Origin of the sequence: Curtobacterium sp. 320 (genome assembly GCF_031455235.1) — a bacterium.
Lineage (GTDB): Bacteria > Actinomycetota > Actinomycetes > Actinomycetales > Microbacteriaceae > Curtobacterium.
In genome coordinates, this window is sequence record NZ_JAVDSI010000005.1 from 151,023 (window position 1) to 173,871 (window position 22,849).

The following is a 22,849-nucleotide window of genomic DNA, read 5'->3' on the forward strand; positions in this document are numbered from 1 at the left end:
TTCGGTCGCGTCTCAGGACGCGAGCTTGCCCTTGTTGGTCTCCCGCGCCCGCAGCACCGTGATCCCGGTGATCGCCGCGGCCGCCATCACGTAGAACGCCGGCGCGAACGTGTTGCCCGTCGCCGTGATCAGCCAGGTGGCGAAGTACGGCGTGATCCCGCCGAAGAGCGCGACGCTGATGTTGTACGCGATGCCCATCGACCCGTAGCGGATCGCGGTCGGGAAGAGCTCGGCCATCGCAGCGCTCACGGCACCGTCGAAGGCCGCCATGAACAGCCCGAGGAGCACCATCGCGCCGGCGGCGGCCCAGAAGTTGCCGGCGTTCATGAGCATGAGCGTCGGGTAGGTGAGCACGAGGAAGCCGCCGCAGCCGGCGAGCATCACGGGCTTCCGGCCGATCTTGTCCGAGAGCAGGCCGAAGAACGGCACGAGTCCGGCGATCACGATGAACCCGATGACGACCACGCCGTACGACACGAGCGGCGAGTAGCCGAGGTCGGCCTGCAGGTACGACGGCATGAACGTCTGCAGGATCCAGTGCCCGACGGCCTTGAGGACGACGAACCCGACGCAGAAGAGCAGGGCCTTCCACCCGGTGCGGAGCGATCGCCGGAGCGGGTTCTTCGCGAGGTCGCCCTTGGCCTTGAGCGCGCGGAACTCCGGGGTGTCCTCGAGCTTCGAGCGGAGGTAGAGCCCGACGAGCCCGAGCGGCAGCGCGATGAGGAACAGCACGCGCCAGCCCCACGACTCGAGGGCGCCGTCGCCCGCGATCGCGGTGAACAGGAAGACCAGGCCGCCACCCACGATGAACGCCGCGAAGCCGAAGACGTCGATGAAGCTCGTGACGAAGCCGCGTCGGTTCGAAGGCGCGGACTCGGCGAGGAGCGTGGTCGCCCCCGCTCCCTCACCACCGGCGGCGAAGCCCTGCACGAGCCGCACCACGACGAGGAGGATCGGCGCCAGCAGCCCGACGCTCTGGTACGTCGGCAGGATGCCCATCACCGCGGTCGCGCCGCTCGTGATGAGGATGACCGTCGCGAGGGTCGTCTTCCGGCCCACCCGGTCGCCGAGCGAGCCCCAGAAGAGTCCACCGAGCGGACGCATCACGAACCCGGCACCGAACACGGCGAAGGCCGAGAGCAGCGCGACCTGCGGGTCCCCCTGCTTGAAGAAGTACAGCGAGATGACCGTCGCCAGGGTGCCGTAGAGGCCGAAGTCGAACCACTCCACGAAGTGGCCGACGCCGGCCGCCACGATCACCTTCCGCATGCTCCGGCGGCGGGCGTCGTCGCCGAACAGGTCCGGGACGGGGGCGTTGGCGGCGTCGGCGCTGGTGCGCGTCTGGGTTCCGTCGCTCATGGGGAGACCTCACACTTCGTTGTCGAGAGTTGGTTGACGATAGCACTCGCCGGGCAGACTTTGCCACACAGTGGGAAAGTCTCGCCAGCAAGTGATACCGTAGCCGCCATGCAGTCCCGTGAACAGCACCACGACGTCGTGGTCGTCGGAGGTGGCCTCGCCGGTGTGAGCGCCGCCGTCGCCGCCGCCCGCCTCGGCTCCAGCGTCGCTCTCGTCACCAACCGCCCGGTCCTCGGCGGGAACTCCTCGAGCGAGATCCGCGTGTGGGTCGTCGGTGCCACCGCCCACGGCACGCAGCGGTTCGCCCGCGAGACCGGGATCATGGGCGAGCTGTTCCTCGAGAACCAGTACCGGAACCCGCAGGGCAACGCGATCTACTGGGACCAGGTCGTGCTCGACCTCGTGCGCGCCGAGCCGAACGTCCACCTGCACCTCAACACCGACGTGCGGACCGTGACGACGGTGGACGACGAGGCCGGCGCACCGCGCATCGCGTCCGTCACCGGCTGGACGATGGGCTCCGAGGTCGAGACGACGTTCACCGCCCCGGTGTTCCTCGACTGCACGGGAGACGGGCTCGTCGGCGCCCTGGCCGGGGCGTCGTACCGGATCGGGCGCGAGGGCCGCGACGAACACGGCGAGGAGTGGGCGCCCGAACAGCCGGACGACGAACTGCTCGGCAGCTCGATCTTCTTCTCCACGCACGACACCGGCCGCCCGGAGAAGTTCGTGCCGCCGTCGATCGCGAAGGACCTCAGCACGACGCCGATCCTGGCGAACCGGGCGATCAAGACCGGGGACAACGGCTGCAACTACTGGTGGATCGAGTGGGGCGGCGAGCTCGACACCGTCACCGAGAACGAACGGATCCGCGACGAGCTGTGGGGCGTCGTCTACGGCATCTGGGACCACATCAAGAACTCCGGCGCGTTCGACGCCGACTCGCTCACCCTCGACTGGGTCGGCGCGATCCCGGGCAAGCGGGAGTACCGACGGTTCGTGGGCGACCACACCCTCACCCAGCAGGACCTCCTCTCGCAGCGGACCTTCCCGGACACGGTCGCGTTCGGCGGGTGGTCGATCGACCTGCACCCGGTCGAGGGCGTCTACGCCGAGACGGCCGGGGCACAGCAGCGGTACACCGACGGCACGTACGACATCCCGTTCCGCTCCCTCTACTCGGCGGACGTCGCCAACCTGCTCTTCGCCGGCCGGAACATCTCCGCGTCGCACGTCGCGTTCGGGTCGACCCGCGTGATGGCCACCTGCGCCACCCAGGGCCAGGCCGCCGGGACCGCCGCGCACCTCGCCGCCCGCCACGGCTTCACGCCGCGCGAGCTGGGCACCGACCACGTCGCGATGCTGCAGCAGACGCTCCTCCGCGAGGACGCGCCGCTCATCGGCGTCCGGGCCCACGACGGGGCGGACCTCGCCCAGCGCGCCCGGATCAGCGCGAGCAGCGAACTCGTCCGGCTCGACACCACCCCGTGGGCGACCGCGGACACCTTCGCGCTCGACCGCGACGCGGCGCTGGTCGTGCCGGTCGACCCCGTGCTCGGTTCCGTCGCGTTCCGGACCGTCGCCGACCACGACACCGACGTCACGATCGAGCTCTGGACCACGGGCCGGCCGCAGAACTACGCCCCGATCGCGCACGTGTCGACGCACACCGCGAGCGTCCCCGCCGGGGCGGGCGAGGCGGTCGTCGACCTCGGGTTCCGGCCGGACGAGCCGTGCAACGCCGTGGTCGTGGTCCGCCGGACCTCCGGCGTGCGCCTGGTCCTCACCGACGGGCACCCGTACGGCGTCCTCGCGCTCCGCGCCCGCACGGCCGACGACGAGCAGTTCGACGACCACATCCCCGAGGAGGCCGACCAGCCGGTCACCGACTGGGAGGCGCGGGCCCTGCGCGGACGCTCCTTCGCGTTCACCGCAGCCGACGCGTCGGACGCGTGGCGCGCCTCCCGGGTCACCGACGGCTACCAGCGCCCCTTCGGCGGACCGCACCTGTGGTCGTCGGACCCGGACGACGGCGCGGCGACCCTCACCCTCGACTGGGCGGAGCCCGTCGACGTCCGCGAGGTCCGCATCGTCTGGAACGACGACGTCGACGCCGACCTCATCAACCTGCACCACCACCGCACGCCGTGGGACGCGGTCCCGACCCTGGCCCGCGACTACCGGATCGAGGCGTGCGTCGACGGATCGTGGCAGGGACTCGCGACCGTCACCGACAACCGGCACCGGCACCGCGTGCACGACGTCGCGCCGACGCGGACCGCCTCGCTCCGCGTCGTCGTGACCGCCACGAACGGTTCACCGTTCGCGTCGGCGAGCGCCGTGAAGGTCTACTGACCCACCGCACCACCCGCAGCACCACCACCACGATCAAGGGAGATCGCCATGCGCCTGCGCGCACTGACCATCGCGACGGCCGTCGCACTGTCGCTCACCACCGTCGGGGTCGTCGGGCCGCCGGCCGTCGCGTCCGGCACCGCGGTCGCCGCCGGCACCGCGAGCATCCAGGCGAACCCGGGGAACCCGACGTCGCCCACCGCCTCCGCGCACACGGTGTCGGTCAACGGGACCGCCGTGCCGGTCAAGGCCGAGTCCGTGAGCGGCACCTCGCACGACGTCGCGATGTTCGCGAAGGGGACGGGTACCGCGACGATCAGCGTCACGATGCCCGGCCTCGCCGCGTCGGCCACCCCGGTCGTCACGCCCCGGACGCTCGGGATCGCCACGACCCGGGCCGGCGACACCGTGACCTTCACGATCCGCGACGCGCACCCGCTCGTCATCGAGACTCCCGGCGTCCGCGCACTGTTCCTCTTCGTCACGCCGTCGGAGACCACGGTGCCGTCCGCGTCGGACCCCGACGTGCTGTACTTCGGGCCCGGCGAGCACGACGCCGGCGTGATCCGTCCGGTGTCGGGCCAGACGGTCTACCTCGCGCCGGGTGCCCTCGTGCACGGTCGCATCGACGGCGACGGCGTCACCGGCGTGCACGTGCTCGGGCGCGGGATCCTCGACGCAGGCTCGGACACGTCGCGGACCGACAAGACGATGGCGATCCGCTTCCACGACAGCTCGGACGTCACGGTGTCCGGCATCGGCGTCCGCAACGCCCAGTGGTGGCAGACGCTGTACATCCGCTCCTCGGGCATCCACGTGTCCTTGCTGAACCTGATGGGCACGCTCATCAACAACGACGGCATCGACACCGACGGCGTGCAGGACATGACCGTCGAGCACAACTTCGTGATGAGCGGTGACGACGGGTTCGGCTGGCACGCCCTCGACGCGGCCACGAACGGCGAGCCGGAGACCCGTGGGCTGCACGCGACCGACACCACGTTCTGGAACGTCACCGGCGGCAACCCCGTCCGGTTCGGCTCGTCCATGGAGACCGAGGTCTTCACCGACGTCTCCATCACGCAGTCGTACGTGCTCCGCGCGAAGGAGGTCGCCCTGAAGTTCGACGTCCAGGACTGGGCGACGGTCTCCGACGTCACCGTGGACGGCTTCCACGTGGAGTCGCAGCCGGTCGGCGGGCAGGCCATCGTGCTGCAGGTGCTCAAGGGCCAGTACTCGAACGACACCGGGTACCGCGACGAGCGGGGCAGGATCACGGGCATCACGATCCGCGACTTCACCGACGTCACGGCCGACTTGGTGACGCTGTCCGGGTGGGACGCGACGCACGGGGTGTCGGACGTCGCCCTCGAGGACGTCGTGCTCGGCGGCGCACCCCTCACCACGGCACAGGTGCGGACGAACCAGTTCGTCAGCGGTGTCACGGTGTCCTGATCGACTCCACGGGACAGAATGGGCGGATGGCCACCACCCCTCCGAACCAGAGCATCGAGCGCGCCGCGGCGGTCCTCGGCGCGCTCGGTGCCGCCGACGGGGCGATGCGCGCCTCCGACATCGCACGGGCGATCGGCCTCGGCACGTCGACGACCGGGCGGCTCCTCGCCACGCTCGAGTCGCTCGAGTACGTGCGACGCGACCCCGAGTCGCAGGGGTACTCCGTCGGGCGGGCCGTCCTCGAGCTCGCCAGCCAGGGGCTCAACCACAACCCCGTCCACCGCGAGAGCCGGGCCGCCGCGCAGGAGCTCGCGCACCGCATCGGCCTCACCGCGAACGTCGGGGTGCAGGACGACGCGGCCTGCATCTACCTCTGCCACTTCGAGGGCTCACTCGCCCCGAAGTCGCACACCATGATCGGCATGCGGCAGCCGCTGCACGCCTCGGCGCTCGGCAAGGCGCTCATGCTCGACCTGTCTCAGGCCGAGCGGGAGGCGCTGCTCGGCGCGGACCTCGCGCGCTACACGGACCACACGATCACGTCGCACGACGCGCTGACGGCGGACCTCGAGGCCTCGGCGAAGCGCGGCTGGTGCGTCGAGAACCAAGAGGTCGCGCTCGGCCGGTTCTGCATCGCGGCACCGATCCGGAACGCGTCGGGGCGCATCGTCGCGGCGCTGTCGATCTCCGGGCGGGTGACGCAGCTGCGGGACCGCGACACCGCGTCGCTCGCCGAGGACCTCATCGAGGTGGCCGACCGCATCAGCGTCGGCCTCGGCATGATCAGCGCGGTCGCGCACTGACGCACTGACTGACGGCCAGGAGGGACGGTGCGGGCCCGCACCGTCCCTCCTGGCCGTCAGGTGGTCGCGCCGGTCGCGCTCGTCGCGCCGGTCGCGCTCGTCGCGTCAGTCGCGCGACGGCAGCAGGTGGATCGCCTCCATGGCGAGCTCGGCGGCGATCGGGTCCTTCGCGACGACGGCGGCCTTGAGCTTCTCGAGCTCGGGCAGCACGACGTCGGCGGGGATCAGCTCGGCGAGCTCCGGCACCCGCAGCTTGAACGCGAGCCCGTCCGTCGTCGCCTTGCAGAGCTGCTCGAGCGACGGGTTGCCGCAGTGGTCCGCCCACATCGCGTAGATGTCCGCGCCGTGCTGGGCGACCTCACCCTGGTGCCGGGCCTCGACCTGCGCCGTGACGTCGTCGAGGGTCTTCACGACCTTCTTGCGCTGCGCGTCCGTGAAGCGCGGCGTCGCGAGGCGGGCGACACCGCCGTAGATCACGCCGAGCGTGCGGTAGGCGTCGAGGAGCTCGTCCTTCGTCGGGGCGGCGACGCGGGTGTACCGGTTCGGCGCCATCTCGATGAGTCCGGCTCGGGCGAGCTCGGCGAGGGCTTCACGGATGGGGGTGCGGGAGACACCGAGCCAGGCGATGAGGTCGTCGTCGTTGAGCCGTTCGCCCGGCTCGAGGGTGCCGTTCATGATCGCGGCCCGGATCTTGTCCTGCACGGTGTCACGGAGGAGCTTCCGCTCGGCGGCGGGCTGCGTCGAAGGAACTGGCATGCGCCCAGCGTGTCACATGTGATGGGCCGGACGCGACAGGCGCGACGGCCACCAGGCCCGGCGCCCGAGGTCGTACGCCAGCGCGGGGACGAGCAGCGACCGGACGACGATCGTGTCGAGCAGCACACCGAAGGCGACCACGAACGCGATCTGCACGAGGAACAGGATCGGGATCACGCCGAGCGCCGCGAACGTCGCCGCGAGGACGACCCCGGCCGAGGTGATCACGCCGCCCGTGACCCCGAGCCCGCGCAGGACGCCCTCGTGCGGACCGTGCTGCAGGGCCTCCTCGCGCACCCGGGTCATGAGGAAGATGTTGTAGTCCACGCCGAGCGCCACGAGGAACACGAACGAGTACAGCGGGACGCTCGGGTCCGCCCCGGGGAAGTGGAACACGCGGTCGAACACGAGAGCCCCGACGCCGAGCGCCGCGGCGAAGGACACGATGACGCTGCCGATGAGCACGAGCGGCGCCACGATGCTCCGGAGCAGCAGCATCAGGATGAGCAGGATGACCGCGAGCACCACGGGGATGATCAGCGTGCGGTCCCGGATGCCGGTGTCGTTCGTGTCGACGGCGGTCGCGGTCGCGCCACCGACGATCGCGCCGGGGTCCACCCGCTCGACCGCCGTGCGGAGGGCACGCACGGTCTGCTCGGCGGCGTCGGAGTCGGCCGGGTCGGACAGGGTGGCCTCGAGGAGGACGTCGCCGCGGGAGACGGTCGGGGTCGCACCGGCGGTGCTACCCGGGTTGCCGCTCGTCGTCACGGGGACGGTGCCGGACGGCGCGTCCTTCGCGGCCGCCACGACGCTGTCCACACCGTCCACGCCCGTGATCGCAGCGGCGAGTTCGTCGGTCCTCGACGCGGCGCCGATGACCTGTGCCGGGCTGCCGGACCCGCCCGGGAAGTGGTCGGCGAGCACGTCCTGACCGTCGCGCGCCTGCGAGCTCCCGATGACCAGGTCGCTCTGCGGGACCCCGTCCGCCTTGAGTCCGACGAGGCCGGTGCCCATCGCGAGGAGCCCGACGGTGCACACGATCCAGACGACCCGGGAGCGGCGCGCCACGAGCCGGCCCACCCGTGCCCAGAGCCCGCGGGCGTCGGGCCCGGTGAGGACGGGGTGCGCGCTGCCGTACTTCGGGCGGAGCGGCCAGAACGCCGCGCGCCGGAACGCCAGCAGGAGCGCGGGCAGCAGGGTGAGCGCGGCGAGGAGGCTGAACGCGATGCCGATGGCAGCGACGGGACCGAGTGCCTTGTTCGAGTTGAGGTCGGAGAGCAGCAGGCAGAGCACGCCGACGATCACGGTCCCGCCCGAGGCGAGGATCGGCTCGAGGCTTCCCCGCAGGGCGGCCTTCGTCGCGTCCCACCCGGTGCGGTGGTCGCGCAGTGCCTCGCGGAAGCGTGCGGTGTAGAGGAGCGCGTAGTCGGTCGCGGCGCCGATGACGAGGATCGACAGGATCCCCTGCACTTGGCCGTTCACGGTCACGATGTCGGCCTTGGCAAGCCACCACACGACGAGGATCGACGCGCACAGGGCGAACGTCGCCGTACCGAGCACGAGGATCGGCAGGAGCGGCGAGCGGTAGACGATGATGAGGATCACGAAGACCGCGGCGAGCGCCACACCGAGCAGTAGCCCGTCGATGCCCGCGAAGGCCTCGGTGAGGTCGGCGGTGAAGCCCGCCGGACCCGTGACGTAGCCCTGCACCCCCGACGGCAGCGCGTCCTCGACGTCGGCGCGGACGGCCTCGACGGCGTCACCGGTGTCCGCGCTCTGGGTCAGCGTGGCGACGATCTCGACCGCGTCGCCGTCCTCGCTCGGGATCACCGGGCTGACGCCCTGCACGTCGTCGCGGTCCCCGAGCCGCTGGGCCAGGGTGGTCGCGGCGCGCTGGTCCGCAGCCGTCAGGCCGCCGTCGCGCTCGAGCACGATGATCGCCGGGGCGCCCGACGCCTGCCGGAACTCGGACGCGCGTTCCTGCACCTTGGTGGCGTCCGCCGATGCCGGCAGGAACGACGTCTGGTCGTTCGTGGACACCTCGGAGATCTTGCCGAAGAAGGGACCGCCGACGGAGGCGATCGCGAGCCAGACCACGATGACGAGCGCGGGGAGGACGATGCGGAGGAAGCGGGACACGTCGGTGAGCGTACTCCAATCGTCAGCATGCTGATTACTAGAGAGGTCGAAGGAACGGGATCCGTAGACTCGGGTCATGGACGACACCCCCGACGCATGGCCGCTGGGGCGCCTCCTCTCCGCCGCTGCCCGGGCGATCGAACGGGACTGGGACGAGCGTCTGCGTGCGATCGGCCTCCCGCACGCGGCGCTCATCGCGATCGACATCCTCGTGCGGACCGGCCCGACCGGCGCGGACACCCTGGCACGGACGGCACGCGTGCAACCGCAGACGATGTCCCGCACGCTCGAGCGGATGGAGCGCGACGGGCTCGTCGAACGCTCGCCGCACCCGGACGACCGTCGACGTCGGATCGTCACGGTGACGGAGCACGGGCGCGAGGCGTGGGAGACCGCCCGGCACATCGAGCGTGACCTCCTGCCAGACGACCCGGCTCTGCGCGGGGCGCTCACGGTGTTGCTCGAGAAGCACCGTCCCCACTGATGACCTAGCGGTTGATATACCACATACGGTAGACTCGCGGAGTCGGTAGCACGACCGACCCGACCCGCAGGAGACCCGATGTCCGAGCGCCGAGCAGCCCGTCAGGCCGCCGAACGAGCCGAAGCAGCCGATGCGGCCGAACTGGCCGAGGCGGCAGCGCAGGCAGCATCGATCGCTGCCGCCGACGCCGGCACCGACGCCCCCGCACCGCGGGCACCCCGGAGCGGATCGAGCGCCCGCAGGCCCCACAGCAGCGGCTCGAGCCGGAGCGGGAGCCGGGGCAGCAACGGCCGGAAGCGGCGCCGACGTCGCCGGAAGCGCCCGTTCCTCGTCGCCGTCCTCGGCACCGCCGGCTCGCTCGTCGCCGTCGCCACGGTGCTCGCCGTCGTCGCCGGCCTCTTCATCGCCGGCCTCGTCCGCAGCTACGACGCCGACGTCCTCGCCGACCCGTTCCCGACCGGCGCGCGCCCCGCTCCGGCCGCGGGCGCGCAGAACATCCTGCTCATCGGATCGGACTCCCGCCAGGGCGCCGACCCCGACGGCGACCGCGCTGCCGGTGGTCGGTCGGACACCCTGATGCTCGCCCACGTCCCGGCCGACAAGCGGGCCGTGTACCTCATGTCGATCATGCGCGACTCGTGGGTCGAGGTCCCCTGCCACGGCACCGCGAAGATCAACGCGGCGTACTCCTGGGGCGGGGTCCCGCTGACGGTGCAGACGGTCGAACGCCTGCTCGACGTGCGCATCGACCACGTCGCCGAGATCGACTTCGCCGGCTTCTCGGGCATGACCGACGCGCTCGGCGGGGTGACGGTGCAGTCACGGACGGCGTTCTCGGCCCGCGGGTACGAGTTCACCGCCGGCGCGAACCACCTCGACGGCGACGCGGCCCTGGCGTTCGTCCGCGAGCGGTACGCCTTCGCCGACGCCGACCACACCCGCGTCCGGAACCAGCAGGCGTTCATGCGCGGGATCGTCGACGGACTCCTCTCGCGCGACACCCTCACGAACCCCGGGCGCGTGCAGGACTTCGTCCGGGCGACGAGCGAGTACCTCTCGGTGGACGCCGGTCTGACCGTCCGCACGATGGTCGACCTCGGCTGGTCCCTGCGCGACGTCCGGCCGTCGGACCTGCGGACGTTCACCATGCCGACCGCGGGCGGCGGGACCTCGGCGGACGGACAGTCCTACGTCGCGGTGAACACCATCGCCGTGCAGTCGCTGTCCCAGGCGCTCCGGTCGAACGACGTCGCCGGGTGGCTGGCCGACAACCCGCAGTAGCCGGACACAGCAGGACGCCCGGTGACCACGCGGTCACCGGGCGTCCTGTCGATCGGAGGAACGATCAGGCGGGGAGCTGGAGCTCCTGGCCGGCGTAGATCAGGTTCGCGTCGTCGATGGTCGACGTGTTCGCGGCCCAGAGCTTGTTCCAGCCGCCGTTGATGTGCAGCTTCGTCGCGATGCTGTCGAGGGTCTCGCCCGACACGACCGTGTAGGTCTTGCCGCTCGTCTTGACGGCCGCGGGCTTGCTCGGGGCAGCCGGGGCCGCCTCGGTCGCGGGGGCCGGGGTCGACGGCGCGGCCTGCTGCGGGGCGGCCTGCTGCACCGGCGCCTGCTGCTGCGGGGCGGCCTGCTGGGTCGGGGCGGCGGGAGCCGGAGCGGCGGCCTGCGGGGCGGCGCCGGTCGTGCCGCTCAGCCCGAGCTGGGCGGAGCAGGCCGGCCATGCGCCCCAGCCCTGCGAGGCGAGGACGCGCTCGGCGACGGCGATCTGGGTCGCACGGCTCGCGGAGGCCGGGTTGCCCGTGCCGCCGTTCGCCTGCCAGGTGCCGAGGTTGAACTGGAGGCCGCCGTAGTAGCCGTTGCCGGTGTTGATCGCCCAGTTGCCGCCGGACTCGCACTGCGCGAGGGCGTCCCAGGTCGAGCCGGATGCTGCGTTCGCGGGCGCCGCCGCGAGGCCGACACCCGTCGCGGCGATGCCTGCGAAGGCGAGGCCACCGACGATGGTGCGGGTACGAGAAAGCTTCTTCATGGTTGATTGCTCCACCGGGACCACGGATCGAGAGCCGATCGCCACTGCCCGTCCCGACCGATCGCGGTCGTGTCGTGGGGTGCGCCGCCGGGGGCAGTGGTCTCGTGCCGGTGGCGCCTCGGTCGGCCACCATAGGAAACTCTTCACCGTTATCAAACCGAGACAAACGGTTCTACCCGTTGGTGCTATGCCTCCCAGGACGGAACCTGTACGCGTGGATCCCCATGGGCATGGTCATCGCGGCGGACCCGGGTACGTCACCTTGGCAATTCCCTGGCAATGACGGCCAGGAGGCACGTGGCGGCGCCGACCCGCGCCTCCCGTCCGCCGGTCGGTCACCCTCGGGACAGCAGCGTCACCGCTTCCAGGTGGCCCGTCTGCGGGAACATGTCGAGCACCCGCGCGCGCCGCAGGCGGAGCGACGGCATCCGCGCGAGGTCCTTCGCCAGGGTCACCGGGTTGCAGCTCGAGTAGACGACGTGCCGGACGTCCGACTCCTCGAGCCAGGTCGACAGCGTCTCGCCGATCCCGCGCCGCGGCGGGTTGACCACGACGAGCTCGGGGACCGTGTCGGGTCGGGCACGGAGTGCGTGCTCGGTCGCGTCGTCCGCGGCGAAGCGGACGCCCTCGAGGCCGGCCTCGCGCGCCGACTGCCCCGCCGACCGGACGGCCTCGCGGCTGGTCTCGATGCCCGTCACCGCGCGACCGGGGCGGGCGGCGTGCAGGGCGAAGCCGCCGACGCCGCAGTAGAGGTCCCACATCGACGCCGGCGCCACCTCGTCGATCCACGCCGAGGCCTGCTCGTACAACTCGGTGGCCACGTGCGTGTTCGTCTGGAAGAAGCTCTGCGGGCGGAGGTGCATCGTGACGTCACCGAGTCGCATCGAGAGCGTCTCCCGCTCGGTGAGCACGATCTCCCGCTCCCCCTCGGTGACGGCCTTGTGCTCCGGGAGCAGGTTCACGGTGACGACGACGGCGTTCGGCAGCACCCGGTGGAGCGCGTCGAGGTGCTGCCGGAGCCGCGCCAGCTGTCCCTCGGAGCGCAGGACGAACCGCACCATGAGCTCCCCGTCCGGCGACTCCGTCACGAGCACGAACTTCAGCTCGCCCCGGCGGGTGGCGACGTCGTAGGGGATGAGTCCGGCGTCCGCGATGAACCCGGCGAGGATCGGGAGCGCGTGCTGGATCCCGGGCGTGCAGATGCCGCAGTGCCGGAGGTCCACCCCGCGCTGCCGGTGGTCGAGGATGCCGACCGTCGGGTGCTGGACGGTCCCGCCGACCACCATCTTCGCCTTGTTGCGGTACGCGGACTCGGGGCTGGTGATCGCAGGCAGCCACTCGACCGAGCCCGGGCCCCCGGCGGCCTCGACCGCGTCGTGCAGGAGTTCGCGCGTGCGGAGTTCCTTGTCGAGGACCTGCTCGGCGTACGGCTGCCCCATGAGCGTGCACGAGCGGCACACCCCGCGGTCGAAGTAGTCGCACTGCATGGCCGAGTCAGGATACGGCAGCGGCCGCCGGTCGCGGTCAGCGCATCAGCCACTCCGCCCAGGCCGCACGGCAGACGCGGTCGGCTCGCGACGCCACGGCACGCGTCTCGTCGCGCTCCGCGGCGGAGGCCGACGAGATCGCGTCGCACCAGGACGACACCGAACCGTCGCCGAGGTAGCGGTCGTCCGGGTAGAGGTCGGCGATGCTCGAACCAGCGGGACCGACCGCGGGCGTCCCGACCTCGAGCGAGCGGATCGCGATGCCGGACTGGAAGAACCGCTTGTAGGGCACGACGACGGCGTCCGCGGTGGCCAGGAGCTCGTCGAGCCGGTCCTCGTCGACGAAGGCGTCCGTCACGGACCACCCGTCGACCTCGGGCCACCGTCGCCCGACGATCTCGAGGCGGTGCGAGTGTCCGATCTCCTGACCGATCCCGGCGAGCAACGCAAGGTCGCGGTCGGGCTTGAACTGCCCGAGGACCCGGACCACCGGACGGTCGCCAGGGGTGGACACCGTGACGGGGACCGGGCGCGGGGCGACAGGGTGCGGCAGCAGCTCGGGCTCGGTGCCCGGACAGTCGTCTCGCAGGGCGGTCGCGGCGGTCCTGCTGTGCACGATCAGGCGGACACCACGCGCGAGCGAACCGATCCGACGCGCGACGACGCCGTACCCGCGGGCTCGCACCAGCGGGTGGGGATCGTGCACGACGAGGGCCGCCTCGGCCCGTCGGCCGAGGACGACGCGCATGATCACGCGATCCAGGTGGCCGAGGACCGGCCACGTCACGATGACCCGGGCCCCACCACGACGGCCATCCCGGCGAGCGGCCCACAATGCGAGGAGGTACCGCCGTACCCAGTCGATACCCGAGCCTCCTGCGACGCTCGGCTCGTGCACGTCGGTGACCGACACCCGTGCTCCGGAGGCGCGGAGTGTCGCAGCCAGTCCGTGGGCGTAGTGGTGCAGCGCACCGCCGAGGGTGTTCACCACGATGACGTCGCGTGCACTCATGCGACGACTCCGATCGGACGGGTCGGCACGTCGGCGACGAGTCGTGCCTGCTGACCGTGCAACCAGGCGTCGGCAGCGAGTCGGCCGTCCCGCTCGGGCAGCGCAGCTCGCACCTGCTCTCGGTCCAGCGGGGCCCGCAGGGCGCTCGTGATCGCTCGCGCGAGTCGCCGGGTGAACGCCGGGGTCGTCGGCGGGACGACGCCGTGACCGTGGTCGCGCAGCCAGCCGGCGAGCCCGGTCTGGTCGGTGGTCACGATCGTCAGGCCAGCGGCGAGGGCTTCCTTGATCGGCAGACCGATCTGCTCCCGCCAGCGTCCGTCGGCGACCGAGGGAGCGACGAGGACCGCAGACGAGCGGACCACGGCGGCAGCGGCGGCGTGCGGGAGTCGTCCCGTCACTCGCCGCGTCGACGGGGACGAGGCGGCCCACTCGGCTGCCAGTGGCTCGAGTGGCCCTGGCCCGATCAGCACGATCGTCGCGCCGGGAACGGTGCGTTCGACGGCGGGCCAGGCATCCATCAGCTCCTGCACGCCCTTGCGCTGCTCCATCGCCCCGACGAACACGCATGTCAGCGGGGTCGGATCGACCGGGGCATCGTCGGGGCGGGGCAGTTCGAGTGTCGACGACTGTTCGATCGCCGCGGTGAACGGGAGGGACGCGTAGGTGGCACGTGCATCGTCGCTCGCGAACGCGATGCGGTCGATGGTCAGTCGCGCAACGGCGCCGACGAGCAGACCCACGAGCCGGACGACGACGCCCGGCACCCGGCGACGCCCGCCCACGAGGGTCGCGAGGTCGTTGTTCTCCATCGCGTACGTGACCACCCGGTGCCGACGACGCCGGAGCACCCCCGCAGCGCGGAACCCGGCCGCGAGCAGCACGTGCTTCGGCCAGAACCGCATCCACAGCGGTTCCGGGACCTCGAGCGTGGTGGCCGTGGTGGTCAGGAACCGGCGGAGCGCTCCCGTCATGGTCACGCGCTGGATGCCGGGAGCGAGGTCCGTCCCGGCGAGGTCGTAGTTCACGTCGAGGTAGAGGAGCTCTGCGGGTGTGCCGCGCAGGTGGCGCTCGATGTGGGCGGCCCGCAATTCGGGGACGATCCGCATGCTCCCCACCGATGCGCTCACGCCGCCACCGCCTGGCGGGTCGCGACGCCGGCCTGCTCGGCGAGGGCGTGCTCGTACGCGCCGCAGACCCCCGACCACGTGTACGCCGAGCGGGCCCGGTCACGCACGCCGCCCCGGAGCAGCTCCTGCTCGACGGGGTCGGCGAGCAAGTCGAGGACGGCATCGGCGATCGCGCCGGAGTCGGGCTGGACGAACCGGACGCCGGTGCCGGCGAGGACCTCGCGGTTGTAGACGGTGTCGCGGGCCACGGTGGGCGCCCCGCAGTGCATCGCTTGCACGAGGGCCGGGTTCGTCCCGCCGACGCTGTGCCCGTGGAAGTACGCACCGGCGTGCTGCCACAGCGCGAAGAGCCGGTCGTCGTCGGACACGTGGCCGAGCCAGGTCACACCCGAGTTCCGGTCGGCGAGGTCCTGCGCGGCCGTGTCGAGCTCCCCGCCGTAGCCCGTCGACCCGACGATGACGACCGGGTGGCGCTCGGCGATGCGCTCCGCGGCGACGAGGAACTCGGCCACCGTGTTCTCGGGCACGAACCGCGCCACCACGAGGGCGAACGGTCGCCCGGCGAGGTGCGCGTCGTCGGGGTGCAGCGGCAGGACGTCGGACTCCGTGCCGCCGTAGGGGATCATCACGCCGGAGCGGCCGAACTCGTGGCACCAGTAGTCCCCGATGGCGTCGGCGTCGAAGACGAGCCGGTCGGCGAACCGTGCGGTGGCCCGGGCACCGGTCTTGAACACCGCCTTGGCGAGCCGCCCCCACTTTGCGCGCTCCCACTCGATCCCGTCGACGTTGACCACGGTGGGGATGCCGGCGAGCCGAAGGAGCGGGAGCCAGTACCCGTTCGCGCAGTTCATCACGAGCGCGACGTCCGGCCGTCGTCGGATCGTGTCGAGGACGGCGGTCAGGCCGTACGTGAGGGTCGAGAGCGACCGCGACTCGAGGCCACGGGTCGTGCGCCGGGTCACCCGGTGGTCGAGCGACGGATCGTCCACGCGTTCCTGTCCGGGACGGCCGTAGACCGTGACGTCCCAGCCGGCGTCGGCCAGGTGCGGTGCGATGTGCCGCACGGCCGTCTCGAATCCGCCGTAGTAGGACGGGTACCCGCGCGTCCCGATGATCGCCACACGCTTGGACATACCCGCTCCCTCGTTCACCCGATAACTGCAATGATATTCTACATTGCAGTTCCAGGTGACGGAAGAGCGGGTTACTGGGCGGCGGCGTCCCGGGTCGTGGTCGCGATCCGGTAGATCGACGTCGTCGCGGCGAGGAACAGCGTCGTGCCGTCGTCGCCGCCGAAGCACAGGTTCGCGGTGACCTCGGGGACCGCGATCTCGCCGAGCCGGGTGCCGTCCGGGTCGAACACGACCACGCCCCGGTGCGACGAGGACCACACGTTGCCGTGCACGTCGACGCGGATGCCGTCCGGGGCGCCCTCGCCGGGCTCCAACCGCGCGAACACCCGCCCGTTCTTGAGCAGGTCACCCCGGTCGCCCCGCCGGTCGTACGCCCGGATGACCGGGTCGTCGCCGGACGAGCTCGCGACGTAGAGCACCTGCTCGGTCGGGTCGAACGCCAACCCGTTCGGCTGGTCGAGGTCGGTGGCGACCGGCCGCAGGTCCGCACCGTCCGGGCCGCAGCGGAACACCCAGTGGTCGCCGTACTCCCGCTCGCCCGGGTGCCCCTCGCGCGGCTGGGTGATGCCGTACGCCGGGTCGGTGAACCACACGCTGCCGTCCCGCGCGACGACGACGTCGTTCGGGGAGTTCAAGCGGCCGCCGCCCCACGCGTCGACGATCGGCGTGACGACCCCGTCCCGGTCGCGCTCGACCCGTCGGTTCCCGTGCGAGCACTGCACGACGCTGCCGTCACGGTCGAGGGTGCGGCCGTTCGTGAACTCGACCCCCGCGGCGTACACCGACGTCTCGCCGGAGTCGGCGTGCCACTGCAGGATGCGGTCGCCCGGGATGTCCGACCACCGCAGGGTCCGGCTCGCGGGGATCCAACACGGCCCCTCGGCCCAGGTGCTGCCCGTCGCGATGCGCTCGACGGCGCCGGGGTCGGGGACGAGATCGGTGAACGACATGTGCTCTCCTTCGAACACCTCGACCCTATTCGCCCGTGCGGTCGATGATCTCGGTCATCGCCCCGGCGGCTCCGTCCGCGTCTCCGTCGGCCACGGCGCGGGCGAGTCGGACGTGCAGTCCGACGTCGTGGAGCCCCGGGCGGATCCCGGCCCGGTCGTCGAGTGCGCGCGCGACCACGCGGTGCAGCCGCGCGTACATCACGTTCCCGGACAGCTCCAGCACCAGTCGGTGGACCTCGCGGTCTGCCTGGAGGAACGTGGCCGCGTCGTCCGGACCCGTGGCGGCGGCGAGACGGTCGGCGGCGGCGAGCAGCGCCTCCAGGTCGGCACGGTGCGACGCGTCGGACGCGCGCCCGGCGGCTGCCGCGGCGGCCACCGGCTCGACCGCGCGGCGCAGCGCGCGCAACTCCCCGAGGACGCCCCCACGCTCCGGACCGGCGAGCCGCCAGCCGATGACGCGCGGGTCGAGGACGTCCCACTCCGACGCGGGCAGGACCCGGAGCCCGACGCGACGACCGGCGCTGAGGAGGCCGAGGCCGACGAGGACGCGGACGGCCTCGCGGACGATGCTGCGGCTCGAGCCCGTGCGGGTGACGAACCCGTCGATGCTGTCGCGGTGCGCCGTCGGCAGCGATCCGTCGACGATCGCGGCGCCGAGCCCGTCGAGCACCCGGTCGAAGATCACCGCTGTGCGACCGGGCTGACCACGAGCTCGTCGACGCGCATGTGCGACGGGGCCTCGAGCACGAACGAGACCGAGCGGGCGATGTCCTCCGGCTGGAGCATGACCGCGCGTGCGGCCGCGTCCGGCACCGAGGGGCGCTGGTCGAGGAAGTCGGTGGCGACGTCGCCGGGGCACAGGTGGGTCGCTCGGACGCCGTGCCCTGCCTCCTGCTGGTTGAGCGTCCGGACGACGGAGCCGAGCGCGGTCTTCGACGCCGAGTAGGCGACCCCGGCCGCGGGTTGGAACGACCAGCCCGCGTACGAGGACACGACCACGACGATCCCGCCGGACTCGCGCAGCGCGGGCAGCGCCGCGTCGACGACCGTGACGACGGCGGTGAGGTTGGTGTCGACGATGGCGCGGAAGTCCGGCAGCGACTGGTCGTCCCACCGACGCGCCGGCCTGTTGAGCCCGGCGGCGAGGACGAGTCCGTCGAGCCGCCCGTACTGCGCGAGCAGGGTGTCGCGGGCCGCGGCGACGGCCTCCGGGTCGTTCGCGTCGAGGGGCAGCACGTCCGCCGTCCCGCCGTCGTCGCGGATCGCGGTCGCGACCGCGGCGAGCCGGTCCGCCCGGCGTCCGCTGAGCACCACCGTCCAGCCGTCGCGGGCGGCCGCACGAGCGCTCGCCGCTCCCATGCCGCTGCCGCCGCCGGTGATCCAGAGCACGCGTGCGTCGTTCATGGGGGAATAGTATGCCTATTGCTGCGACCGGACCACGGCCGCACTGACGACGGGAGCGACGATGCACCTCGACCTGACCGACCGCGTGGTCGTCGTGACCGGAGCCGCGCGCGGCATCGGCGCCACGATCGCCGCACGGTTCCACGCGGAGGGGTGCCGGGTCGTCGCGCTCGACCTGGCGTTCGACGGACCCGCTGCCGCGGACGCGCCCGCCGCCGGGGACAGGGCCGCCGCCGGGGACGAGGCCGCCGCCGGCGCCGCGCTGCCGGTCGACCGTGTGCGCTGCAACGTCGCCGACCCCGAGTCCGTCCGCGCCGCCGTGGACGAGGTCGTCGCCCGGCACGGCACGATCGACGTGCTCGTGAACAACGCCGGCATCAACGTCGAGGGAGTCGTCGCCGACCTGCAGTGGGACGACTGGCGCCGATGCATGGACGTGAACCTCGGCGGGACCTTCCTGATGAGCCAGGCCGTGGCACCCGTGATGCAGGCCGCCGGGCGCGGACGGATCATCAACGCGGCGTCGTTCGCCGCGATCGTGCCGAGTGTCGGGAGCGCTGCCTACGCGGCGTCGAAGTCGGCCGTCGTGGCGTTCACCCGGGTGCTCGCGTCGGAGCTCGGCCCGTGGGACATCACCGTGAACGCGTACGCCCCGGGGATGGTGCCGACGGCGATGAACGGCTTCGCGACGATGCCCGCCGAGGCCCAGGACCGCCTGCTCGACACCCTGTCGCTCCGTCGGTGGGAGACGGCCGACGACGTGGCCGACCTGCTCGTGTTCGTGGCGAGCGACGCCGCTGGGTACGTCACGGGGACGCTGCTGGACGTGTCCGGCGGCAAGTTGGCCACCCAGATCCCGGCGCGGGCGCACGGGCGCTGAGGGCACTGTCCCACGGCCCGTTCGTCCGTCAGCGCTCGCGGAACCAGGTGTCGGCCGCGCGCAGGTCGTCCGGGACCCCGATGTCGAAGAAGGTCGCACCCCCGACGACGAAGGGCGGCCGGAGTTCCGGGATCCTGACCTCCATCACGTCGCGCTCGAACGAGACGAACGGGTCGGTCGGGAACGTCTCGACGAACCGCTTGCGCATGCCGTAGACACCCGCGTTGATCCGCCCCCGCCCCGTCGATCCCTTCTCGCGGAGCGCCACGACGCGCGCCCCGTCCGTGTCGACCCCACCGAACCGTCCGACGTCGGGGACGGTGGCGAGGGTCATCGCGAAGTCGGCGCCGTCGAGCGCGGCGAGGAGCGTCGGGAGTTCGGCGGCGCCGTACGTGTCGCCGTTCATCACGACGAAGCGATCGCGGAGCAGGGGGAGGGCGTCCCGGACCGCTCCGCCGGTCCCGCGCGGGCTGGTCTCCGTCGAGTACCGGACGGGGACGCCGGCGAACGCGGAGCCGAAGTGGTCACGGATGACGGCCGCGTGGTGCCCGACGAGCAGGACGAACTCGGTCGCCCCCGCTCGCGCGCAGTCCTCGAGCAGCCACTCGAGGAACGGCCGACCGGCGACGGGGGCCATCGGCTTGGGCGTTCCGTCCGGGACCGCACCGCGGAGTCGGGTGCCGAGCCCACCGGCGAGGACGACGACCTGCATCACCGCACCGCCTTCGCGACCGACCACGACTCGACGCCGTGGTGCGTCACGTGCGCGCCGGTGACGATCCCGCCGCACTCGGACTCGAGCGCCCGCGTCACCTCGAGCCGCCGCTCCGGGTCGACGACGAGCATCATGAAGCCCCCGCCACCGGCGCCGGAGACCTTGCCGGCGATCATCCCGTGTCGGCCCGCGACCTCGTGCGCGCGCTCGATCGCTGCGTTGCTGATGCTCGACGCGGTGCGCTTCTTCGCCGACCATCCCTCGTGCAGGCCGATCGCGAAGTCCGGCACGTCGCCGACCAGGAGGGCGTTCTTCATCCGCTCGGCCTCGGCCCGGACGGCGTGCGTCGCGGCCAGGGCGTCCTCGCGACCCGCGACGACGTTGCGCTGCTGCTGCTCGATGACCACGGCCGAGTCACGCGACACACCGCCGAAGTAGAGCAGCAGGGATGCCTCGAGCTCCGCCTGCACCTCGCGCCGGATGCGGAGGGGGTTCACCACCACGCGCTCGCGGTCCGACTCCATGTAGTTGAAGCCGCCGAACACCGCGCTGTACTGGTCCTGCCAACCGCCGGCGAGCCCGAGGTCGACGCGCTCGATCTCCCACGCGGTGCGGGCGAGCTCGTACTGCCCGAGGCTCGCGCCGAGGAACTCCGCCATCGCCTGCACCATCGCGACGACGAGCGCCGAGGAAGAACCGAGCCCGGACCCCGGAGGTGCATCGACCTCGGTGGCAAGCCGGAGCGCGACGTCGCGACCGCCGTTGTGGTCACGGATCATGCGTCGGTACACCGCGACGTGGAGGGCGAAGTCGGGGAGCAGCGCGTCGAGGTCCGCGTGCGCGGCACGGCCGGTGCACCGTCGATCCGGCGAGTGGAACTCGACGCCGGACGGTGCCACGGAGACCGTCGCGTAGGCGTAGCGGTCGATGGTGACGCTGAGGACGCGGCCGCCGAACTGCTCGGAGTAGGGCGAGACATCGGTCCCGCCACCCCCGAGGCCGAGGCGGAGGGGTGCGCGACTGCGGATGGTGTGCATGGCTGATCTCCGTTCGGGCGGGTGTCAGGCGATCGACGCGGCGAACGCGGCGAGGGAGGGGAAGGACTGGGCTGCGGCGGGGTCCTCGTCCCCGATGCGGACGGTCCGGCACCCACCGGTGTGGCAGGCGAGGGCTCGTCCCATCGCGATGTCGGAATCGGAGTCCCCGACCATGACCGAGCGGCTGGGATCCACCTCGGGGTGGTCGGCGAGCCAGCCGAGCGGCATCCCGGGGAGCGGCTTGCGGCACCGGCAGGTACCGGCGAGGTGCGGGCAGACGAGGACGTCGTCGATGCGTCCACCGGCGGCGGCGACCCGAGCGGTCATCTCGGCGTGCACCTCGTCGACGGCACGGGCCGACATGATCCCGCGCCCGACGCCCTGTTGGTTCGTCACGATGACGATCCGAGGCGCCCAGGACGCGAGGGACACGAGCGCGTCGAGCGCCCCCGGGAGGAACTCGAACTCCTCGACGCTCCGGACGTAGTCACCGACGATCCGCCGGTTGACCACGCCGTCACGGTCGAGGAAGAGCGGCCACATCGGCGGACTCGAAGGCACAGGAGCGCTCGGCGGGGAGCTTGTACTCCTCGGCGAAGAGCACGTGCTCGACGCGCTCCGAGATCGCGTGGACGAAGACGATGTGCGACTCCTGGATCCGGCCGGTCTCGTTCGACGGGACGCGGAGCGCGATGTCGGCCAGGGATGCGAGTGCGCCGCCACCGGCACCGGTCATGGCGACGACCGAGACCCCGTGGACCCGCGCGGCCTCGGCTGCGCGGACGATGCTCGCGGAGTCACCCGAGGTGCTGATGGCCACCAGCAGGTCGCCCCGACGGGCGGAGCCGGTCAGCGCCCGGGCGAAGACGCTCTCGTAGTCGTAGTCGTTCGCGACCGCAGTCATGTGCGAGGCGTTGCCGTGCAGTGCCTCGGCCGCGAGGGGCGGTCGGTCGAAGATGAAGTGACCGCTCAGTTCGGCCGCGAAGTGCTGCGCGTCGGCGGCGCTGCCACCGTTGCCGCAGAAGTACACGCGACCGCCGTTGCGGTAGGTCGCGACCATCGCCGCGGCGACGTCGTCGGCGGCGGCGAGGAGCGCGTGGTCGTCGAGGACCCGCTCCTTGACCGCGATCGTGTCGCGGAAGATCCGTTCCATGGTGCGCATCGACTCACCTCTCGTTCTCGGACCCGGTCGGGCACGAGTTCCAGGGTAGCAATGCAACATTTCATATGCAAATATTTTTGATACGTGATCAGGTCAGCGCAGCATCCGCTCCAGCAACACCCGCAGCTCCCCCCGCTCCCCCACGGACAACCGGGTGGTCAGGGGCAGCAGCGACTCCCGGATCGCCGCCTCGAGCGATCGGGCGACGTCGAGCCCGGCATCGGTGATGACGACGTCCACCGCCCGGGCATCCTCGGCGTTCGGCACCCGCCCGAGCAGCCCCTTGGCCGACGCGCGCGCCACCAGCCCGGTCATCGTCGACTTCTCGAGGCCGAGGTACTGCGCCAGGTCGCCGATCCGCATCCGCCGGTCACGCAGGATCGCGAGCACCCGCAGCTGCGTCAGCGACAGCCCGGCGTCCGCCGCGATGCCGGTCAGGGCACCCATCGTCCGGAACGCACTCTCGCCGAGGGCGTCGACGAGCCGCTCGTCCTCCGTCATCTCCTGCATGCCGTCAGCCTACTTGACTCACTTCGTGTTACGAACTACTTTGTTCGTAACA

At 71.9% G+C, this 22,849-nt stretch carries 22 protein-coding genes; 6 read left to right on the forward strand and 16 right to left on the reverse strand.

The window, feature by feature from the left end:
• Positions 1-12 precede the first annotated feature (12 nt).
• Positions 13-1,359, reverse strand: coding sequence for an MFS transporter (locus J2X60_RS08860; protein WP_309887130.1), 1,347 nt, complete (start codon positions 1,357-1,359; stop codon positions 13-15).
• Between the two features lie 60 nt (positions 1,360-1,419).
• On the opposite strand from J2X60_RS08860, the gene J2X60_RS08865 reads away from it, so the two are divergent.
• Genes J2X60_RS08865 through J2X60_RS08875 form a run of 3 tightly spaced genes read left to right on the forward strand, consistent with a single transcriptional unit; the run spans position 1,420 to position 5,972 of the window.
• Positions 1,420-3,714: an FAD-dependent oxidoreductase gene (locus J2X60_RS08865; RefSeq protein WP_396127784.1), complete on the forward strand. Its 2,295-nt coding sequence runs from the start codon at positions 1,420-1,422 to the stop codon at positions 3,712-3,714.
• A gap of 48 nt (positions 3,715-3,762) precedes the next feature.
• Positions 3,763-5,169 carry a hypothetical protein gene (locus J2X60_RS08870; protein ID WP_309887132.1) on the forward strand — a complete coding sequence of 469 codons (1,407 nt, stop codon included), beginning with the start codon at positions 3,763-3,765 and terminating at the stop codon, positions 5,167-5,169.
• Positions 5,170-5,195: 26 nt separating this feature from the next.
• Positions 5,196-5,972 (forward strand): IclR family transcriptional regulator, encoded by a 777-nt coding sequence (locus tag J2X60_RS08875; RefSeq protein ID WP_070417242.1) that lies wholly within the window; start codon positions 5,196-5,198, stop codon positions 5,970-5,972.
• A 105-nt stretch (positions 5,973-6,077) separates the two neighbouring features.
• Here J2X60_RS08875 and J2X60_RS08880 read toward each other — a convergent pair whose 3' ends face one another.
• Both J2X60_RS08880 and J2X60_RS08885 read right to left on the reverse strand, forming a co-directional pair.
• Complete coding sequence (locus tag J2X60_RS08880; RefSeq protein WP_309887133.1) at positions 6,078-6,728, reverse strand: GntR family transcriptional regulator; 651 nt, start codon at positions 6,726-6,728, stop codon at positions 6,078-6,080.
• A gap of 12 nt (positions 6,729-6,740) precedes the next feature.
• On the reverse strand, positions 6,741-8,867 hold the full coding sequence (locus J2X60_RS08885; protein ID WP_309887134.1) for an efflux RND transporter permease subunit: 2,127 nt from the start codon (positions 8,865-8,867) through the stop codon (positions 6,741-6,743).
• A 76-nt stretch (positions 8,868-8,943) separates the two neighbouring features.
• Here J2X60_RS08885 and J2X60_RS08890 point away from each other — a divergent pair, with 76 nt between their 5' ends.
• Both J2X60_RS08890 and J2X60_RS08895 read left to right on the forward strand, forming a co-directional pair.
• Positions 8,944-9,351 (forward strand): MarR family transcriptional regulator, encoded by a 408-nt coding sequence (locus tag J2X60_RS08890; protein WP_309778029.1) that lies wholly within the window; start codon positions 8,944-8,946, stop codon positions 9,349-9,351.
• Between the two features lie 78 nt (positions 9,352-9,429).
• Positions 9,430-10,632, forward strand: a complete 1,203-nt coding sequence (locus J2X60_RS08895; RefSeq protein ID WP_309887135.1) for an LCP family protein — start codon at positions 9,430-9,432, stop codon at positions 10,630-10,632.
• Between the two features lie 64 nt (positions 10,633-10,696).
• On the opposite strand, the gene J2X60_RS08900 is transcribed toward J2X60_RS08895, so the two are convergent.
• From J2X60_RS08900 to J2X60_RS08935, 8 genes are all read right to left on the reverse strand, one after another.
• Positions 10,697-11,380, reverse strand: coding sequence for a transglycosylase family protein (locus tag J2X60_RS08900; protein WP_309778027.1), 684 nt, complete (start codon positions 11,378-11,380; stop codon positions 10,697-10,699).
• A gap of 335 nt (positions 11,381-11,715) precedes the next feature.
• Positions 11,716-12,867, reverse strand: a complete 1,152-nt coding sequence (gene rlmC, locus J2X60_RS08905; protein WP_309887136.1) for a 23S rRNA (uracil(747)-C(5))-methyltransferase RlmC — start codon at positions 12,865-12,867, stop codon at positions 11,716-11,718.
• A gap of 37 nt (positions 12,868-12,904) precedes the next feature.
• Positions 12,905-13,879 carry a hypothetical protein gene (locus J2X60_RS08910; protein ID WP_309887137.1) on the reverse strand — a complete coding sequence of 325 codons (975 nt, stop codon included), beginning with the start codon at positions 13,877-13,879 and terminating at the stop codon, positions 12,905-12,907.
• Positions 13,876-15,006: a glycosyltransferase gene (locus tag J2X60_RS08915; protein ID WP_309887138.1), complete on the reverse strand. Its 1,131-nt coding sequence runs from the start codon at positions 15,004-15,006 to the stop codon at positions 13,876-13,878. The genes J2X60_RS08910 and J2X60_RS08915 overlap by 4 nt, the downstream gene beginning before the upstream one ends.
• Entirely contained in the window at positions 15,003-16,139 is a 1,137-nt protein-coding gene (locus J2X60_RS08920) for a glycosyltransferase (RefSeq protein WP_309887139.1), read from the reverse strand. Before J2X60_RS08920 ends, J2X60_RS08915 begins: the two co-directional genes overlap by 4 nt.
• 71 nt (positions 16,140-16,210) lie before the next feature.
• Positions 16,211-17,089, reverse strand: a complete 879-nt coding sequence (locus J2X60_RS08925) for an SMP-30/gluconolactonase/LRE family protein (RefSeq protein ID WP_309887140.1) — start codon at positions 17,087-17,089, stop codon at positions 16,211-16,213.
• Positions 17,090-17,114: 25 nt separating this feature from the next.
• Complete coding sequence (locus J2X60_RS08930) at positions 17,115-17,774, reverse strand: FCD domain-containing protein (protein ID WP_309887141.1); 660 nt, start codon at positions 17,772-17,774, stop codon at positions 17,115-17,117.
• On the reverse strand, positions 17,771-18,493 hold the full coding sequence (locus J2X60_RS08935; protein WP_309887142.1) for an SDR family NAD(P)-dependent oxidoreductase: 723 nt from the start codon (positions 18,491-18,493) through the stop codon (positions 17,771-17,773). The genes J2X60_RS08930 and J2X60_RS08935 overlap by 4 nt, the downstream gene beginning before the upstream one ends.
• Before the next feature lie 61 nt (positions 18,494-18,554).
• Here J2X60_RS08935 and J2X60_RS08940 point away from each other — a divergent pair, with 61 nt between their 5' ends.
• Positions 18,555-19,373 (forward strand): SDR family NAD(P)-dependent oxidoreductase, encoded by an 819-nt coding sequence (locus tag J2X60_RS08940; protein WP_309887143.1) that lies wholly within the window; start codon positions 18,555-18,557, stop codon positions 19,371-19,373.
• 28 nt (positions 19,374-19,401) lie between these two features.
• Here J2X60_RS08940 and J2X60_RS08945 read toward each other — a convergent pair whose 3' ends face one another.
• The 5 genes from J2X60_RS08945 to J2X60_RS08965 form a co-directional block, all read right to left on the reverse strand.
• The gene (locus J2X60_RS08945; RefSeq protein ID WP_309887144.1) at positions 19,402-20,085 is read right to left on the reverse strand and encodes a sugar phosphate nucleotidyltransferase; all 684 of its coding nucleotides are present in this window, start codon (positions 20,083-20,085) and stop codon (positions 19,402-19,404) included.
• Positions 20,085-21,125 (reverse strand): GHMP kinase, encoded by a 1,041-nt coding sequence (locus tag J2X60_RS08950; RefSeq protein ID WP_309887145.1) that lies wholly within the window; start codon positions 21,123-21,125, stop codon positions 20,085-20,087. Before J2X60_RS08950 ends, J2X60_RS08945 begins: the two co-directional genes overlap by 1 nt.
• Positions 21,126-21,149: 24 nt before the next feature.
• The gene (locus tag J2X60_RS08955; protein ID WP_309887146.1) at positions 21,150-21,668 is read right to left on the reverse strand and encodes an HAD family hydrolase; all 519 of its coding nucleotides are present in this window, start codon (positions 21,666-21,668) and stop codon (positions 21,150-21,152) included.
• A complete protein-coding gene (locus J2X60_RS08960; RefSeq protein WP_309887147.1) occupies positions 21,643-22,287 on the reverse strand; it encodes an SIS domain-containing protein in 645 nt (214 codons plus the stop codon). Before J2X60_RS08960 ends, J2X60_RS08955 begins: the two co-directional genes overlap by 26 nt.
• A gap of 93 nt (positions 22,288-22,380) precedes the next feature.
• Positions 22,381-22,797, reverse strand: coding sequence for a MarR family winged helix-turn-helix transcriptional regulator (locus tag J2X60_RS08965; protein WP_071296432.1), 417 nt, complete (start codon positions 22,795-22,797; stop codon positions 22,381-22,383).
• Between the last annotated feature and the right edge of the window lie 52 nt (positions 22,798-22,849).

What these genes read in the sequence shown, in the direction of transcription:
- J2X60_RS08860 (WP_309887130.1), bottom strand. Translation starts at nt 1,359, where the DNA reads ATGAGCGACGGAACCCAGACGCGCACCAGCGCCGACGCCGCCAACGCC.
- J2X60_RS08870 (WP_309887132.1), top strand. Translation starts at nt 3,763, where the DNA reads ATGCGCCTGCGCGCACTGACCATCGCGACGGCCGTCGCACTGTCGCTC.
- J2X60_RS08875 (WP_070417242.1), top strand. Translation starts at nt 5,196, where the DNA reads ATGGCCACCACCCCTCCGAACCAGAGCATCGAGCGCGCCGCGGCGGTC.
- J2X60_RS08880 (WP_309887133.1), bottom strand. Translation starts at nt 6,728, where the DNA reads ATGCCAGTTCCTTCGACGCAGCCCGCCGCCGAGCGGAAGCTCCTCCGT.
- J2X60_RS08890 (WP_309778029.1), top strand. Translation starts at nt 8,944, where the DNA reads ATGGACGACACCCCCGACGCATGGCCGCTGGGGCGCCTCCTCTCCGCC.
- J2X60_RS08895 (WP_309887135.1), top strand. Translation starts at nt 9,430, where the DNA reads ATGTCCGAGCGCCGAGCAGCCCGTCAGGCCGCCGAACGAGCCGAAGCA.
- J2X60_RS08900 (WP_309778027.1), bottom strand. Translation starts at nt 11,380, where the DNA reads ATGAAGAAGCTTTCTCGTACCCGCACCATCGTCGGTGGCCTCGCCTTC.
- rlmC (WP_309887136.1), bottom strand. Translation starts at nt 12,867, where the DNA reads ATGCAGTGCGACTACTTCGACCGCGGGGTGTGCCGCTCGTGCACGCTC.
- J2X60_RS08910 (WP_309887137.1), bottom strand. Translation starts at nt 13,879, where the DNA reads ATGAGTGCACGCGACGTCATCGTGGTGAACACCCTCGGCGGTGCGCTG.
- J2X60_RS08920 (WP_309887139.1), bottom strand. Translation starts at nt 16,139, where the DNA reads ATGTCCAAGCGTGTGGCGATCATCGGGACGCGCGGGTACCCGTCCTAC.
- J2X60_RS08925 (WP_309887140.1), bottom strand. Translation starts at nt 17,089, where the DNA reads ATGTCGTTCACCGATCTCGTCCCCGACCCCGGCGCCGTCGAGCGCATC.
- J2X60_RS08935 (WP_309887142.1), bottom strand. Translation starts at nt 18,493, where the DNA reads ATGAACGACGCACGCGTGCTCTGGATCACCGGCGGCGGCAGCGGCATG.
- J2X60_RS08940 (WP_309887143.1), top strand. Translation starts at nt 18,555, where the DNA reads ATGCACCTCGACCTGACCGACCGCGTGGTCGTCGTGACCGGAGCCGCG.
- J2X60_RS08945 (WP_309887144.1), bottom strand. Translation starts at nt 20,085, where the DNA reads ATGCAGGTCGTCGTCCTCGCCGGTGGGCTCGGCACCCGACTCCGCGGT.
- J2X60_RS08950 (WP_309887145.1), bottom strand. Translation starts at nt 21,125, where the DNA reads ATGCACACCATCCGCAGTCGCGCACCCCTCCGCCTCGGCCTCGGGGGT.
- J2X60_RS08955 (WP_309887146.1), bottom strand. Translation starts at nt 21,668, where the DNA reads ATGTGGCCGCTCTTCCTCGACCGTGACGGCGTGGTCAACCGGCGGATC.
- J2X60_RS08960 (WP_309887147.1), bottom strand. Translation starts at nt 22,287, where the DNA reads ATGCGCACCATGGAACGGATCTTCCGCGACACGATCGCGGTCAAGGAG.
- J2X60_RS08965 (WP_071296432.1), bottom strand. Translation starts at nt 22,797, where the DNA reads ATGCAGGAGATGACGGAGGACGAGCGGCTCGTCGACGCCCTCGGCGAG.